Annotated in this window: 15 protein-coding genes; 7 read left to right on the forward strand and 8 right to left on the reverse strand. The window is 69.5% G+C overall.

The genetic code is table 11. The features are described from left to right. Positions 1–36: 36 nt before the first annotated feature. A complete protein-coding gene (locus tag K3U96_RS01465) occupies positions 37–378 on the reverse strand; it encodes a S24/S26 family peptidase (protein WP_069403511.1) in 342 nt (113 codons plus the stop codon). A gap of 23 nt (positions 379–401) precedes the next feature. Here K3U96_RS01465 and sodN point away from each other — a divergent pair, with 23 nt between their 5' ends. Next, positions 402–824 carry a superoxide dismutase, Ni gene (gene sodN, locus K3U96_RS01470; protein ID WP_069403512.1) on the forward strand — a complete coding sequence of 141 codons (423 nt, stop codon included), beginning with the start codon at positions 402–404 and terminating at the stop codon, positions 822–824. Positions 825–894: 70 nt separating this feature from the next. Here sodN and K3U96_RS01475 read toward each other — a convergent pair whose 3' ends face one another. Continuing rightward, positions 895–1,053, reverse strand: coding sequence for a hypothetical protein (locus K3U96_RS01475; RefSeq protein WP_165614081.1), 159 nt, complete (start codon positions 1,051–1,053; stop codon positions 895–897). A gap of 390 nt (positions 1,054–1,443) precedes the next feature. Here K3U96_RS01475 and K3U96_RS01480 point away from each other — a divergent pair, with 390 nt between their 5' ends. Both K3U96_RS01480 and K3U96_RS01485 read left to right on the forward strand, forming a co-directional pair. Continuing rightward, positions 1,444–2,466, forward strand: a complete 1,023-nt coding sequence (locus K3U96_RS01480; protein ID WP_220691838.1) for a DUF4328 domain-containing protein — start codon at positions 1,444–1,446, stop codon at positions 2,464–2,466. Next, positions 2,463–3,314 (forward strand): glycerophosphodiester phosphodiesterase, encoded by an 852-nt coding sequence (locus K3U96_RS01485; RefSeq protein ID WP_069403514.1) that lies wholly within the window; start codon positions 2,463–2,465, stop codon positions 3,312–3,314. Before K3U96_RS01480 ends, K3U96_RS01485 begins: the two co-directional genes overlap by 4 nt. On the opposite strand, the gene K3U96_RS01490 is transcribed toward K3U96_RS01485, so the two are convergent. The 3 genes from K3U96_RS01490 to K3U96_RS01500 form a co-directional block, all read right to left on the reverse strand. Then, positions 3,311–4,324, reverse strand: a complete 1,014-nt coding sequence (locus K3U96_RS01490; protein WP_265415459.1) for an LCP family protein — start codon at positions 4,322–4,324, stop codon at positions 3,311–3,313. The genes K3U96_RS01485 and K3U96_RS01490 overlap by 4 nt on opposite strands. Positions 4,325–4,541: 217 nt before the next feature. Beyond that, a complete protein-coding gene (locus K3U96_RS01495) occupies positions 4,542–5,309 on the reverse strand; it encodes a CPBP family intramembrane glutamic endopeptidase (protein WP_220691839.1) in 768 nt (255 codons plus the stop codon). Positions 5,310–5,339: 30 nt separating this feature from the next. Further along, on the reverse strand, positions 5,340–6,146 hold the full coding sequence (locus K3U96_RS01500) for a DUF2470 domain-containing protein (protein WP_220691840.1): 807 nt from the start codon (positions 6,144–6,146) through the stop codon (positions 5,340–5,342). A gap of 107 nt (positions 6,147–6,253) precedes the next feature. On the opposite strand from K3U96_RS01500, the gene pheA reads away from it, so the two are divergent. Together pheA and K3U96_RS01510 are read left to right on the forward strand one after the other, a co-directional pair. After that, the gene (gene pheA, locus K3U96_RS01505; protein ID WP_069403517.1) at positions 6,254–7,180 is read left to right on the forward strand and encodes a prephenate dehydratase; all 927 of its coding nucleotides are present in this window, start codon (positions 6,254–6,256) and stop codon (positions 7,178–7,180) included. Continuing rightward, a complete protein-coding gene (locus K3U96_RS01510) occupies positions 7,177–7,869 on the forward strand; it encodes a histidine phosphatase family protein (protein ID WP_220691841.1) in 693 nt (230 codons plus the stop codon). The genes pheA and K3U96_RS01510 overlap by 4 nt, the downstream gene beginning before the upstream one ends. Here K3U96_RS01510 and K3U96_RS01515 read toward each other — a convergent pair. The 3 genes from K3U96_RS01515 to K3U96_RS01525 are packed head-to-tail and all read right to left on the reverse strand — an operon-like array spanning position 7,849 to position 9,857. Further along, positions 7,849–8,043: a hypothetical protein gene (locus K3U96_RS01515; RefSeq protein ID WP_069403519.1), complete on the reverse strand. Its 195-nt coding sequence runs from the start codon at positions 8,041–8,043 to the stop codon at positions 7,849–7,851. The genes K3U96_RS01510 and K3U96_RS01515 overlap by 21 nt on opposite strands. A gap of 49 nt (positions 8,044–8,092) precedes the next feature. Continuing rightward, positions 8,093–8,443, reverse strand: a complete 351-nt coding sequence (locus K3U96_RS01520) for a metallopeptidase family protein (RefSeq protein WP_069403520.1) — start codon at positions 8,441–8,443, stop codon at positions 8,093–8,095. A gap of 4 nt (positions 8,444–8,447) precedes the next feature. After that, entirely contained in the window at positions 8,448–9,857 is a 1,410-nt protein-coding gene (locus K3U96_RS01525; protein WP_220691842.1) for a septum formation family protein, read from the reverse strand. A gap of 145 nt (positions 9,858–10,002) precedes the next feature. Between K3U96_RS01525 and serS the strand changes: the two genes are divergently transcribed. Beyond that, positions 10,003–11,262 carry a serine--tRNA ligase gene (gene serS / locus K3U96_RS01530; RefSeq protein ID WP_220691843.1) on the forward strand — a complete coding sequence of 420 codons (1,260 nt, stop codon included), beginning with the start codon at positions 10,003–10,005 and terminating at the stop codon, positions 11,260–11,262. Positions 11,263–11,274: 12 nt separating this feature from the next. Then, a complete protein-coding gene (locus K3U96_RS01535; protein ID WP_220691844.1) occupies positions 11,275–14,574 on the forward strand; it encodes an ATP-binding protein in 3,300 nt (1,099 codons plus the stop codon). The last annotated feature ends 2 nt before the right edge of the window (positions 14,575–14,576 follow it).

Here is a 14,576-nt window from a genome sequence, read left to right on the forward strand (position 1 = left end):
CGTTGCAAACGCTTGGCACACAAGACGACACGAGTGCTAACCGCCGACTTTCCGCCGAACTGTGCACACCACACGGTAGGACTCGGCTGCGGGCACCCAGCCGAAGTCGCGCGAATCCACGGCCCCCGGCGCACCTGAATTATCGGAGCGGGCCTCGAAAGTGGCAGTGCGGCCGGTCCCGCGCACCCCGCCGACCCGTTTGACGAGCCAGCGCGAAGACAGCAGCGGATCGCGGAAGACCCGCAGTTGCCCGGGCCGCGGAGTTCCGCACCGCAATCCGAGAAGTCCGTCACCGGGCGCGAGCGCAGGCCGCATCGAATCCTCGACGACGGTGAAACGACGTAGCGGCCAACTGCGTAGTCCATGGTTGCGGCCCATCCCGGAAGAGTAAGTTAGGGGCCATGCTGCATCGACTGTTCGCCAACGCAACCCCTGCCCATGCCCACTGCGATTTGTACTGCGGCGTGTACGACCCCGCCCAGGCCAAGATCGAAGCGCTCTCATGTCTGAAGACGCTGCAGAAGTACCACGACTCAGACGACGAGCACTTCCGCACCCGCTGCGTCATCATCAAGGAGCAGCGGGCCGAGGAGGTCAAGCATCACCTGATGGTGCTGTGGGCCGACTTCTTCGCCAAGGAGCACTTCGAGCAGTTCCCCAACCTGCACCAGTTGTTCTGGGACGGCGTGCACGGCGCCGGTGACGTGAAGAAGTCCACCGACGTCGCCGTCGCCGAGAAACTGCTCGCGACCATCGACGAGATCGCCGACATCTTCTGGCAGACCGAGAAGGCCAAGAACATGGGCGTCTATCCGCCCGCCTGATTCGTCCGCCCATCCACGCACAGAGCCGCCGAAACCAGTCGGGTTCGGCGGCTCTTTCGTGGGTCGCGTCTCAGAACAGCACGATGAGGGCGAGGATGCCCAGCAGCACCAGCGCGATCACGCCGGCGCGGACGCACGCCATCATCTGCGCGCGGTTGTAAACGTTCGAGGGGGACTGCCATTCAGACGGCGGCACCGCGGATCCCGGACCCATCGGATATGACCCCATCAAATACTCCTGACCTGCACGTTCGCTAGTTCTGCTCAGTGAGCCCTGTCACAAGCGCGAAGTTGTGACGCCGATCATAGCTGTTGTGCTCGACGTGGTGAAATCGCATGTCGACACGTCCGCCGAGCAACTGTGCACAACAACAGCGGACAGCCCGGAGTTAGTCCAGCTATGCATTTCGCTCGGCTCTGCCCGGTGGCCATCCCGGACCGCTCAGGTTATCCACAGTGATCTTCAGCGGCCACACAGATTAGGCGGCTCACGAGGGGTATCGCCCGATCATGGGCCTGTGGATGAACCTGTGGAAACTGTGGATAGGTCGAAATTGCTGATCCCGCAGACGGGGGCCGCACCTGCGAGGGCGTGGTACTTCGTCGCTAGTCTGGTCGAATGATCCAGGTGTGTTCCCAGTGCGGAACGCGGTGGAACGTGCGCGACCGGCGCCGGGTCTGGTGCCCGCGGTGCAACGGCACACTTCTGGCGCCCGCGGGCCCGGAATCGGGCGCTGAGTGGAGCGCGCCGGCCATGGCCGCGCCGGTGCGCCCGTCGACGCGGGGCGCGACGCCGCAGCGGTTGCCTGCCGGCTTTCGCTGGATCGCGGTGCGCCCGGGTACCCCGCCGCCCCCGCGGCGCGGGCGCAGACCGCTGGGACCCACCCCGCGGTATTCGGTCATTCCGCGGTGGGGTTTGACCGAGCACTTCGAGCACGTCGACCAGCAGGAGTCGGCGCCGCGCGGCGGGCCGTCGCCCGCCCGGGTGCGCAACCTGCTCGTCGCGACCATGATCGTGCTCGGTGCTGCGGCGCTGATCCACCTGGTGCGCTACGCGCTGCTGATCATCAACCGCAGCACGCTGCTCAACCCCTGGATCGCGGGGTCGGCGACGTGGGTGGGGGTCGGCATCAGCGTGATCGCGATGTTCATGGTGGTGGGCAGCGCCGTCGTGCTGGCCGACTGGCTCGTCGCCCGGCGCGCCGCCGCATTCGCCCATCGTGGGCATGAGGACCCCCGGGCCGGCTGGGCGCTGCGTGCGGGATGTCTGGTGCCCTTCGCCAACCTGGCGTGGGCACCGGTATTCGTGCTCGAACTCGCCGGCGTAGAGGAGCGGTTGACGTGGCTGCGCAGGCCCGTGGTGGTGTGGTGGCTGGTGTGGCTGGCCAGCTACGCCGTGTCGATCTGGTCCATCGCGACCAGCTTCACCCAGGACGTGCAGGGCATCGCGGACAACACCGTGACGACGACCGTCGCCTACCTGCTGGCTCTGGCCGCGATGCTGTTGGCGTACAAGGTCTTCGAGGGCTTCGAAAGACAACCGGTGGAACGCCCGACCAAACGCTGGGTGGTGGTGTCGGAGCCCGGAACCGCAACCGAGGTCGAGGGTTCGGCACCGAGCCCGGCGACCGCGGCGGTATGAGCTCGGGCGAAGGCGGGGCCGCCGCATCGGCGAGTTCCGCACCGGAGCCCGGCGGCCACCCGTTCGTCGTGGCGCACCGCGGCGCATCGGCCGATCGACCCGAACACACCCTGGCCGCCTACCAGCTGGCGCTCGAAGAAGGTGCCGACGGTGTCGAGTGCGACGTGCGGCTGACCCGCGACGGGCACCTCGTGTGCCTGCACGATCGTCGCGTCGACCGCACCTCGGACGGCACCGGCATCGTCAGCGAGATGTCGTTGGCGCAACTGCGGGAACTCGACTACGGCTCATGGCATCCCAGCTGGCGCAGGGACGCCGACCACGGCGAGACCGGGCTGTTGACCCTCGATGAGCTGGTTTCGCTGGTGCTGGACTGGAACCGGCCCGTCAAGCTCTTCATCGAGACCAAACACCCCGTGCGCTACGGCGCGCTGGTGGAAAGCAAGGTGCTCGCCGTGTTGCACCGCTACGGCATCGCCGCACCCGCATCGGCCGATCTGGCCCGTGCCGTGGTGATGTCGTTCTCGGCGGCCGCGGTGTGGCGCATCCGCCGTGCCGCGCCGATGCTGCCGACCGTGCTGCTCGGCGACACGTCACGGTTTTTGGGCGGCAGCGCCGCCACCACGGTCGGGGCCACCGCCGTCGGGCCGTCGATCATGACGCTGCGCCAGCACCCCGAACTCGTCGACCGGGCCGCCGCGCAGGGCAGGGCGATGTACTGCTGGACCGTCGACCATTTCGAGGACGTCGGCTACTGCCGCGACCTCGGGGTGGCATGGGTCGCCACCAACCATCCCGGCCGCACCAAGATCTGGCTGCAGAACGGGCTGACCGGCGCCGGACGCTAGGGCTGAGCGTCGAGGACGTCCTGGGGCACCGCCGAGTCGGTTCGCATGGCGTCGAACAGCTGAGAGGCCACGGCGCTGTCCCAGATCACCACCGAACCCGAGTCGCTGCCGGTGAATTCGCCGATCGGCACGGTCACCGTGGTGACGTCTCCGCGCAGCGCCCACGCCAGGCGCGCCAGGTCCCAGATGTGTGCGCCCTGATCGACGGCGACGGCCTTGCCGACAGAGTCGAGCAGCGGTTGCCAGCGCAGCGGGTTGAGCAGCACCGCGGGGCTGGAGGCGCGGTGCAACAGGGCGGCCATGAAGGCGCGCTGGTGCAGCATCCGGTCCAGGTCGGCGCGCGGTGTGGCGCGCGTGCGGACGTAACCGAGCGCGCTGCGGCCGTCGAGTTTCTGACATCCCGCCGGCAGCTCGATACCCGCGAGCGGATCATGGATCGGTTCGTCGAGGCACATCGTCACGCCGCCCACCGCGTCGACCATCACCGCGAAACCGTCGAACCCGATCTCGGCGTAGTGGTCGAGCCGTAGCCCGGTGGCCTGTTCGACGGTCTGGGCCAACAGCGGTGCGCCGCCGAACGTGAACGCCGCGTTGATCTTGTCGCTGCCGTAGCCGGGCACCTCGACGTAGGAGTCCCTCGGAATGGACACCATCGTGGTGTGGGCGCTCGACCATGGCGCCGGGATGTGCACCAACAGGATCGTGTCGGTGCGGCCCTCGCCGACGTCCCCGCCGGTAGCCAGGTCGGCCTGTTGTTCGGGCGTGAGGTTCTGGCGGCTGTCGGATCCGACGAGCAGCCAGGTGGTGCCTGCTCCTGCGGCGGGACGGTCGCCGTAGTTCGGCAGCACCGGGATGCGGTGCAGCGAGCGATCCAGCCAGACCCCGGTGGCCACCACCGCGACGACCGCGACCAGCACGCACGCCATCAGCATCCGGCCCCAATGCCGTTTGCGCCGTGGCTTTTTGACCTTCGGCGGGGCCGGAGGCGGCGACGGTTGACGACGCACCACCGGAGGCGGCTTGCGAGGCGGCGGGTTTTGCCGCACCACCGGCGGGGGCGGGGGCCTGCGTTGGGGGGTCGGCGGATTGGGGGGCCACGGGGGAGGGCGGTAGTTGGGGTCTCGGCGGATCACCTGTGACGGCTCCCGACGGTCCCGGGGGTCCACACCCCGGGGCGGTCGCGGCTGGTCGGTCACAGGAAGAAATCTACGTGGTGCCCGCCGGTATTCACTGCAGCCAGCTCAGGTGCCCCGCGGCAAGGGCGTACCCGACGAACGCCACCGCGTCGATCAACGCGTGCGCGATGATCAGCGGCCACAACCGCCCGGTGCGCAGGTACACGTAACCGAACACCAGGCCCATCGCGACATTGCCCAGGCCGGCGCCGAAACCCTGGTACAGGTGGTAGAGCCCGCGCAGCACGCTGGAGACGACCACGGCGATCGCCGGGTGCACGCGCAGTTGACGCAACCGGGTGAGCAGGAAGCCGACCACGATCACTTCCTCGGCCCAGCCGTTGGCGAAGGACACCAGCAGCAGCACCGGGATGCGCCACCACGTGTCATAGAGTTCGGCGGGTTCCACCGATGCGTTGAGGCCGAGGATGCGGGCGATCTGGTACAGCGCCAGGCCCGGCACCCCGATCAGCGCGGCCAGACCGAGGCCGCCGACCACGTCCGGACGCCACCGCGGCAGGCCAAGACCGATCCGGTCGGGTCCGAAACCGCTGCGCCACAACAGGTATACGCCAAGCGCACCCCAGGCCAGCAGCTGGAACACCCCGGCCAGGTTGAGGCCGAGGTCGATCAGGTCGAACTGCGAGCGGCGCGGGTTGAGCGCGACGACCTGGCCGGCGAGGCCGAGCAGAACCGATTCGATGAGGCGCAGCAGCGCGGTGTAGGCCGAGAGGGCGAAGGTCACCGCCAGCACGACGGCGACCTCGATGCGCAGCGCGCGTCGCTGCGGTCCGCTCAGTTCGTCTGCGCCGCCAGTCACCGCAGCTACGCTAGCGGGCGCCGCAATGCGTCAGGGCCGGCGCGCGCGCAGCCCGTTGAGGAAGGGGCAGCCCAGCAGCACCCTGATCGCCTGGCTCAGGCCGGTGACGTCGTCGACCGGTTTGGCGAACGGTAACCGCACGTCGTGATCGCCCTCGTCGTTTTCCACCCGAAGCCGCACGCCGTAGCGGTCCAGCCCGAGGGGACGGACGCGGCCGCGACGCTGCGACAGCGGCAGGCGGCTGGCGAGCCGGTCCACCACGTCGCGGTGTGCGGCCTCCATGTGCCGAAGCCAGCTGGACTCCATGGCGCAGAACGGATCCGGTTGCGCGTCCAGCAGTTCGCTCACGCCGATGGATTCGGCGCCGGTGGAGTCGGCGGCCACCACCGAGTCGACCTCCAATCGCAGCAGTGCGTAGCGCATATCGCGCTCGTCACGGGGCGCCCCGGAGTTCACCTGCAGCAGAGCGGGGTTGGGATCCTCGGAGGCGATCAAGTCCAGCAGGGCCGCCAGTTCGGCGCCGGGGACGTGGAGCAGGCGGCCGCGGACCCACACCAGCGCGCGCACGGGCTCACGCAGCGGCAGCGGCGCGTAGTCGGTCATCTCCAGGACCGCGGGCACGCCGGTCGGCGCCGCAGTGGCCACCCGGCCCGCCAGCGCGCCGCCCAGCGGAACCGTCACCGCGAAGGAGCCGTCGGACAGCAGGTGATGCACGGGGGATTCAGTGGGGTCTTCAGCGGGGGTGATGCCGTCGACCGCGAGCATTGCACCACCCGCTCTCGCGCATGCGCTGCGGATCCGCTCAGCCGCCGTCGGTGTAATCGTCGTCGCCGTCATATCCCTCCTTAGATTAGGTGAGCCTAACTTAACTAGCCGTTCTGGACGCGCGCAAGGCCTACGTGCTGCGGAACGGGATTACCGAGGTGAACCGATAGGGTTGAGGCGTGCCACGCATTGCCTACCTCGGACCCGAAGGAACCTTCACCGAGGTGGCGCTGCACAAAATGGCGGCCTCCGGCATGCTCCCCGGCAAGGCGGCGTCGGGCGAGACGATCCCGGTGCCGTTCGACAGCGCGGGGGCCGCGCTGGCCGCGGTCCGCTCCGGCGAGGCCGACTTCGCGTGTGTGCCGATCGAGAACTCGATCGAGGGTGCGGTGCTGCCGACCCTCGACAGCCTGGCCGCGGGAACGCCGCTGCAGATCTTCGCCGAACACACCCTGGACGTGAAGTTCACCATCGTCGTGCGGCAGGGCACGGCGGCCGCCGACGTGGCCACCGTCGCGGCGTTTCCGGTCGCGGCCGCGCAGGTGCGCCACTGGCTGGCGGACCAGCTGCCCACAGCACAAGTGGTGCCGGCCTATTCGAACGCCGCGGCCGCGCACGACGTGGCCGAGGGACGCGCCGACGCCGGGGTCAGCACGGCGCTGGCCGCCGAACGCTGCGGGTTGGCCGCATTGGCCGCCGGCGTCGTCGACGAGGCCAACGCCCGCACCCGGTTCGTGCTGGCCGGTCCGCCCGCGTCGCCGCCGCAACGCACCGGCGCCGACCGCACCTCGGTGGTGCTGCGGCTCGACAACGTGCCCGGCGCGCTCGTCTCGGCGCTGACCGAGTTCGCGGTGCGCGACATCGACCTGACCCGCATCGAATCACGGCCCACCAGAACCGAGTTGGGCACCTACGTGTTCTTCCTGGACTGCGTCGGACACATCGAAGACGCCGCGGTCGCCGAGGCACTAAAGGCGTTGCACAGACGTTGCGCGGATGTGCGTTATCTAGGTTCCTGGCCGACGGAATCGGCCGCCGGCGCGGTGCCGCCGCAACTGGACGAGGCATCGCGCTGGCTGACGCGTTTACGGGAGGGCAAGCAGTGAGCGGGCGGCTGGTGCTGGTTCGGCACGGACAGTCACACGCCAACGTCGAACGGCGTCTGGACACCCGGCCACCGGGGGCCGCGCTGACCGATTTGGGGCGCAACCAGGCGCGCACGTTCGCCCGGCGCGCCGCGTCGACGGTCCAGCCGGGGCTGCTCGCGCACTCCGCGGCGGTGCGGGCCGGCCAGACCGCCCACGAGATCGCGGCCGAACTGCGGGTGGACACCTACGAGTTCGACGGCATCCACGAAGTCCAGGTCGGTGACCTCGAGAACCGCAACGACGATGCGGCGATCGCCGAGTTCGAGGCGGTCTACCAGCAGTGGCACCAGGGCGACCTGCAGGTGTCGATGCCCAACGGCGAGTCGGGTCGTGAGGTGCTGGACCGGTACCTACCGGCGATCACCGACCTGCGGCTGCGCCACCTCGACGACGCGTCGTGGCACCGCGACATCGTCGTGGTCAGCCACGGTGCGGCGATACGACTGGTGTCGGCGGTGCTGGCGGGCGTGGACAGCAGCTTCGCGCTCGACCATCACCTCGGCAACGCCGAATCGATCGTGTTGTCGCCGATCACCGACGGGCGCTGGAGTTGTGTGCAGTGGGGTGCGCTGACACCGCCGTTCTACCCGGAGCCAAACGTGCGACCGGTCGAGGACGCGCTGCAGTCAGCTGATCCGATGGGCTGACACCAGCACGCCGCACGTGCAGCCGATCGCTTCGCAGTCGATCCGGAACGTGTGGGCCACCTCCGGCATCACGCAGTCGGGTTCGGTGCACTCGGCGCGGTCGGCCGCGTGGTGGATGACGGTGCCGTGGCAGTGTTCGCACCCCGCTCGACACTCGCGGCAGTCACTGCTCATCGCCCGTTCATAGCACTGCGCGCCGACAATTCGTGGGTGCCGCGCCAGCTCATCCCCAACCCAGTTCGTGCAGGCGTTCGTCGTCGATGCCGAAGTGGTGGGCGATCTCGTGGATCACGGTGATCGCCACCTCTTCGATCACCTGTTCCTCGGTCTCGCAGCTGTCCAGCAGCGCGCCGCGGTAGATGGTGATGGTGTCCGGCAGCGAACCGGCATACCAGGAGTCGCGTTCGGTCAGCGCGACGCCGTGATACAGGCCGAGCAGGTCGGGCTCCTCCTCGTTGCGGTCCCCGACCAGCACGACGACGTTGTCGAGCGCGTCCGCGAGCTTGGGAGGTATGAGATCGAGCGCCTCGGAGACCAACTCGTCGAAGCGTTGCGGGCTCATCCGCACGGCCACGCCGCTACGGCACCGGTGGCGGCGGAGGCGGCAGCGGCGCGGGGGCAGGTGCGGGCGGTGGCGGTGGCGGTGGAAGCACCGGCGGAGGTGGCGGCGGTGGGAGACCCGGCGGCGGTGGCGGCGGCGGCACGCCCGGGGCAGGCGGTGGCGGCGGCGCACCCGGGGCCGGTGGCCCGTTGAGGAAGGTGTTGCCCGGCTGTTCGGGTTCCGTGGCCTCGGAGGTCTGCTCGGCGGGCTGTGACGGGCCGTGGTGGGTGGAGTCGGTGCTGCTGCTGTTACTCCCGCTGCTGCTGTTACTACTGCTACTGCTGCCGCTGTTGTTGTAGGACTGGTCGCTGGTCACCGCCGACGAGCTGAGCTCGGGCATCGGGATCGGCGGGAAGTTCAGCCGCTCCTCGGGGATGTCGGGCGGGGGAATCGGCGGCTGACCGTTGATCATCAGCGGGCCCTTGGCGCTGTTGAGCAGGGTCGACCAGCCTCCGTTGCCCAGCGTGGCTCCGATGCTGCAGGACACCTGCTTACTCCCGGCCGACCAGCTCGGTAGCGAGATCGTGCTGTAGATCAGGGTCAGCGTGGTGCTGCGCAGCTCGATGGGTGCCAGGTAGGCGTCGGTCATCTGCGTGCACGCGTCCTTGATGAAGGCGTCCTGCTCAGGTTCGGGCGGAAGTCCCTCGGGGAACTTCTCGGCCAGGTTGACCGATCCCGTCACCTCCATCGCGTGTGGCGCGGCGCAGTCGACGGGCACGTCGGTCGGTTGGTTGGTCGACGGGTCGATCCCCAGGCAGGTGCCGGCGGGCCAGACCTTGGACTGGTCGATGTCGGCGACCTTGCCCTTGAACGTCTGCTGCTGGTTGTTGGGCCCCGGCAGCTGCAGGCCACACAGCATGCGGCGCTCGCCCTGATTGCGCCACGCCTTGTCACCGGACCACAGCATGCTCACGGTGAAGCGGCTGTTGGGGTCGTAGTTGGCGCCGAGGTAGCGCCGCACCGACGTCGCGCACTGCTCCTGGCTGATCTGCTGGATCCGGGTCGGCGACGGCGGCTCGGCGTCGGCCCCGTACTCGCTGCCCGGATAGGCGCGCATGTCCACCGACTGGGCGACCTCGAAGCGGTGGTCGTCTTTGCAGTCGACGATCTCGGCGGCGTCCGGCGTGCGATCCGGCCAGTTCAGGCAGTCACCGGCCGTCGCGTGCTCGAACGTCTCGTTGCCGCGCGGGCCCAGCGAGATCGTGCTGGCGGTGAGGCCGCTGGCGCCGTCCCGCTGCGGCACCGCGGTGATCAGACCCGCGATGAGCAGGGCGCCAAGTGCGGTCAGCAGCAGCCCGCGGCGCGTCGGCGTGGCATGCAAACTCTTCCACCACGCCGCCCGCTGCGGCTGCTCGTCGCGCTCGGGTACCTCCGACATCTGCTCCATTGTGACAGGCGTGTCGGGATGTGTGACAAGTGATGCGTTTGTAAAGTTACGTGGTTGTGCCTGGGCCAGGCCGCCCGCGACTTCTGCACCGCCGGCGTCGAGGTCGCCATGCCCGGTGCCGCGGGCCGAAAGTAGTGTTGCGCCCGTGATCGACCTCAAGCTGCTGCGCGAAAACCCGGATGCCGTCCGCGCGTCGCAACGTGCTCGGGGCGAGGATCCCGGCCTCGTCGATGCCCTGCTGGAGTGCGACGCCGCGCGGCGGGCCGCGGTGTCGGCCGCCGACAACCTGCGCGCCGCGCAGAAAGCCGCCAGCAAGAAGGTGGGCAAGGCATCGCCGGATGACCGCCCGGCGCTGCTCGAGCAGGCCAAGAGCCTGGCCGAGAAGGTCAAGGCCGCCGAAGTCGAGCAGGGCCAGGCCGAAAAGGCCGTCACCGCAGCGCATATGGCGATCGCCAACGTCATCCTCGACGGGGTGCCGGCCGGTGGCGAGGACGACTTCGTCGTGCTCGAAACGGTCGGCGAACCGCGAGCCATCGACAACCCCAAGGACCACGTCGAGCTCGGCGAATCGCTGGGGTTGATCGATCTGGAGCGCGGCGCCAAGGTGTCCGGCGCGCGGTTCTACTTCCTCACCGGCGCGGGTGCGCTGCTGCAACTCGGCCTGCTGCAGCTTGCCGCGCGGCTGGCGACCGACAACGGGTTCACCCTGATGATCCCGCCGGTGCTGGTGCGCCCCGAGGTGATGGCGGGCACCGGCTTCCTCGGCGCGCACAGCGACGAGATCTACCGGATCGAATCCGACGACCTGTATCTGGTCGGCACCTCCGAGGTGCCGCTGGCCGGGTACCACGCCGACGAGATCCTCGACCTGTCCGCCGGTCCGCTGCGCTACGCGGGCTGGTCGTCGTGTTTTCGCCGGGAGGCGGGCAGCCACGGCAAGGACACCCGCGGCATCATCCGCGTGCACCAGTTCGACAAGGTCGAGGGGTTCATCTACTGCACCCCGGACCAAGCCGTAGCCGAACATGACCGGCTGCTGGGCTGGCAGCGCGAGATGCTGGCCCTGATCGACGTGCCGTACCGCATAATCGACATCGCCGCCGGGGATCTGGGGATGTCAGCGGCGCGCAAGTTCGACTGCGAGGCATGGGTTCCCACCCAGCAGACGTATCGCGAACTGACCTCGACGTCGAACTGCACGACATTTCAGGCCCGTCGGCTGGCGGTGCGCTACCGCGACGACAACGGCAGGCCGCAGATTGCGGCGACGCTCAACGGCACGTTGGCCACCACCCGCTGGTTGGTGGCCATCCTGGAGAACCACCAGCTGCCCGACGGCAGCGTGCGGGTACCAGAAGCGTTGGTGCCGTTCGTCGGTGCCGAAGTGCTCGAACCGAAAAAGTAACGCGACCGGTCGATGTCCGCGCCAGCGTCCGTGCGCCTTGCCGTGCTGGGCCCGATGCGTGCGTTCATCGCGGACGAGATCGTCGACGTGGGTGGTCGACGCCAGCGCGCGCTGCTGGCCCGGTTGGTGCTGGCGAAGGGGCAGGTGGTGTCGGTCGATCGGCTGGCCGACGATCTGTGGCACGGCGAACCGCCACCGAAAGCCCTTGCCGCCCTGCAGGTCTACGTGTCGCACCTGCGACGGGCGCTGGAACCCGATCGGCCCAGGCGCGCGGCCGCGACGGTGGTCGTGAGCGCCGCGCCGGGTTACTGCCTGACGCTGCCCGTCGAACACGTCGACGCCTGGCACTTCGAAGCCAAACTCGCACAGGCTCAACAGGAACCGCAACCACGCCAGCGTCTGGTTCTTCTCGAGCAGGCCGTCGCGTTGTGGGGCGGTGATCCGTTCCTCGAGGTGCGCGACGCGCTGTGGGCGGCCCCGGAAGTCGCTCGTCTCGACGAACTGCACCTCGTCGCCGTGGAAGCGATCGCGCAAACCCGGCTCGCGCTCGGACACGACAGCCAGGTGATCGCGGCGATGCAGAGCCACGTGACCCGGCATCCCAGCCGGGAGGGCGCCGCGTGTCTGCTCGCCACCGCGCTGTACCGGACGGGAAACCAGGCGGCGGCGTTGGACGTGCTACGCGGCGTCAAGCAGTACCTCGTCGACGAACTCGGCCTGCAAGCCGGACGTGCGGTGCGAGACCTGGAATCCGACATCCTGCGCCACGCCGACCGGTTGGCCGTTCCCGCTCCACCGCCCACGCCCACGGCCGAGGCGCCGGTGCATCCGCAGCCGCCACTGCCGCCGCTGCGTGGACGCGACGACGAGTTGGCGGTGATCGAGCAGGCGGCCCGAGAGGTGTTGACGGGACGCAGCCGACTGGTCTGGATCGGCGGCGAAGCGGGTGCGGGCAAGTCGGCGCTGGCGCGGGCGGCCGCGCAGCGGTTGCGGAGAGCCGGCTTCGACGTCAGTGTCGGCAGCTGTCCGGAAACCGATGGTGCGCCACCTGGTTGGGCGTGGACCGAGGTTCTGCGCGATCTCGCGCGCGACGGCGGGTCGGCACTGCAGCACGATGCGCTCGCACCGTTGCTCCACGACGGCAACCCTGCCGGTGAGTCGGGACCGTTCTGGATGGCGACCGCATTGGCCGCCGCGTTACAGGACGCGGCCGCTCGACGGCCGCTTGCGATCGTCCTCGACGATCTGCACCGCACCGACGGCCTCACCCTGGAGCTGTTGCGATTGGTCACCGACCGCCTCGAGAACACGGCGGTGTTGCTGATCGGAACCTATCGGCCGTCGGAGTCAGGCGCCGAACTCGAAACCGCACGAGCTGCGTTGATCTCGCAGACATCGGCGCACCTGCTGCTCGGTGGGCTGGACGCGGCGGCGGTCGCGGCCCTGGTGGCCGACTGCGGGTTGGCGGCTTCCAGCGGCGAGGTGCTGCGCACACTGCGTGAACGCACCGGCGGAAACCCACTGTTCGTGCGCGAGATGGCCCGGCTGCTGACGGCCGAGGGGGCAACCGCGGTCGGTACGGTGCCCGTCGGTGTACGAGATGTTCTGCGGCGCAGGCTGGCCCGGTTGCCAGGGCCGACCGTGACGGCGCTGCGGCAGGCCGCGGTGCTGGGACGCGATGTTGACGTCGACGTGCTCGCAGAGCTCAGCGGCCGCGGCGTCGACGATCTGCTCGATGCGCTGGAACCCGCGGTGCTGGCCGGACTGCTCGACGAGCCGGCACCATCACGGATACGGTTCGCGCACGCGCTGATCCGCGACACCCTCTACGAAGACACCTCGCTGCTGCGCCGCGCCCGGCTGCACGCCTCGGCCCTCGCGATGCTCTGCAGTCCTGGCCGCGCCGCCGACTCCGCCGAACTCGCCCACCACGCCGTGGCGGCTGCTACGAGCGAAACAGCCGTAGAGGCAGCGTCATTCGCGATCGCGGCAGCACGTGACGCCGACAACGCTTGCGCACCCGTCGAAGCGGCGAGACTGTGGCGTAGTGCGTTGCAGATGCTGGATCTGGCGCGGCAGTCCAACGCATCGGCAGTCGAGCTGGACGCGGTCGTCGAGGCCCGCTGCGGGCTGGTGTCCTCGCTGGCGCGCGCCGGAGACGCGGTGACCGCCCGCAGCGAACTCAAACGGGCGCTGGCCGTGGTGCACGGCCGCGATGACATGACGCTGCGGGTGCTGTTGGCGTGGGACGCGCCGTTGGTGTGGCGGGTCCGGTCCACCGAACGTCTGGAACTCGACGTGGTCGACCCGCTGCGGCGGGTACTGGGGACCGACCTGCCGGACGCGGTACGCGCCCGGTTGCTGGTGACGTTGTTCGCCGAGGTCGAGGGCGCCGATCCGGACGCGGCCGTGGCCGCCGCCGCGGAGGCCGTGGCCCTGGCACGTCGCGTCGAGGACGCCGAGCCGACGGCCCGCAGGTTGGTGTGCGCGGCGCTCAACGCGGCCGCATACTGCGCGCTCGGGCCCGACGATGCGGCCAAGCGTGACAGCACGGCAGCCGAGTTCCTCCGGTATGCCGAATCGTCGGGTGAAGCCGACTACGAGGCGGTCGCGCACTGGCTGGTGTTCCTTTCGGCCGCGTCGCGCTCCGACCTCGTCGCCGCCCAGCGCCACGTCGACCTCGCCGTCGCGCGCGCAGGCACGGGTCAGCTGGGGCACCTGCTCACGGTGCTGGACATCTTCACCGCGCAGCTGACGGTGCTCGCCGGCCGGCCGGACGATGGGGAGAAGCGCTATCTGCAGGGGTCGGCCCGGCTGGCCGAACACGGCGCGGTCAACGGCGCCCACCTCGCGGTGATCGGCCGGATCTCCGCGGCGTTGGCGCGCGGTGATCCCAGCCCGCTCGCCGACGAGCTGTTGCTCGTCCACGAGCGGGTGTCGACGTCCGTCTGCGAAGCCGCGGTGCTCGCTCTGATCGCGGCAGGCCGAACCGATGAGGCGCGCCGGCTGTGGGCAGGACGTGACCCCGTGGAACGGTCCTACTACTGGCTGGCGATGACGACGCTGCGCGCACACGCGGCCGCGCTTCTCGGTGACGTCGACGAAGCACGTTGCTGCGCTGAAGAACTCGCCCCCTACAGCGGCCGGATGGCCGGGTTGGACAACGGCAGCCTGCTCACCGGACCGGTGGACGCGGCGCTCGCGGCCGTCGAGGATCTGCTCGGTGAGACGGTCAAGGCGCAGGCGCACCGCGCAGCCGCCGACGCACTGCGGATGAAGCTGGCGGCCGACGCGGCACGGTTGATCAGCTGAGG

The organism is Mycolicibacterium holsaticum DSM 44478 = JCM 12374, from assembly GCF_019645835.1.
GTDB classification, from domain to species: Bacteria; Actinomycetota; Actinomycetes; order Mycobacteriales; family Mycobacteriaceae; genus Mycobacterium; species Mycobacterium holsaticum.

Excerpts from the sequence above, each read along its gene's own strand:
- sodN (WP_069403512.1), top strand. The coding sequence starts at position 402 with ATGCTGCATCGACTGTTCGCCAACGCAACCCCTGCCCATGCCCACTGC.
- K3U96_RS01535 (WP_220691844.1), top strand. The coding sequence starts at position 11,275 with ATGTCCGCGCCAGCGTCCGTGCGCCTTGCCGTGCTGGGCCCGATGCGT.
- K3U96_RS01525 (WP_220691842.1), bottom strand. The coding sequence starts at position 9,857 with ATGGAGCAGATGTCGGAGGTACCCGAGCGCGACGAGCAGCCGCAGCGG.
- K3U96_RS01465 (WP_069403511.1), bottom strand. The coding sequence starts at position 378 with ATGGGCCGCAACCATGGACTACGCAGTTGGCCGCTACGTCGTTTCACC.
- K3U96_RS01475 (WP_165614081.1), bottom strand. The coding sequence starts at position 1,053 with ATGGGGTCATATCCGATGGGTCCGGGATCCGCGGTGCCGCCGTCTGAA.
- K3U96_RS01515 (WP_069403519.1), bottom strand. The coding sequence starts at position 8,043 with ATGAGCAGTGACTGCCGCGAGTGTCGAGCGGGGTGCGAACACTGCCAC.
- K3U96_RS01480 (WP_220691838.1), top strand. The coding sequence starts at position 1,444 with ATGATCCAGGTGTGTTCCCAGTGCGGAACGCGGTGGAACGTGCGCGAC.
- K3U96_RS01485 (WP_069403514.1), top strand. The coding sequence starts at position 2,463 with ATGAGCTCGGGCGAAGGCGGGGCCGCCGCATCGGCGAGTTCCGCACCG.
- K3U96_RS01500 (WP_220691840.1), bottom strand. The coding sequence starts at position 6,146 with ATGACGGCGACGACGATTACACCGACGGCGGCTGAGCGGATCCGCAGC.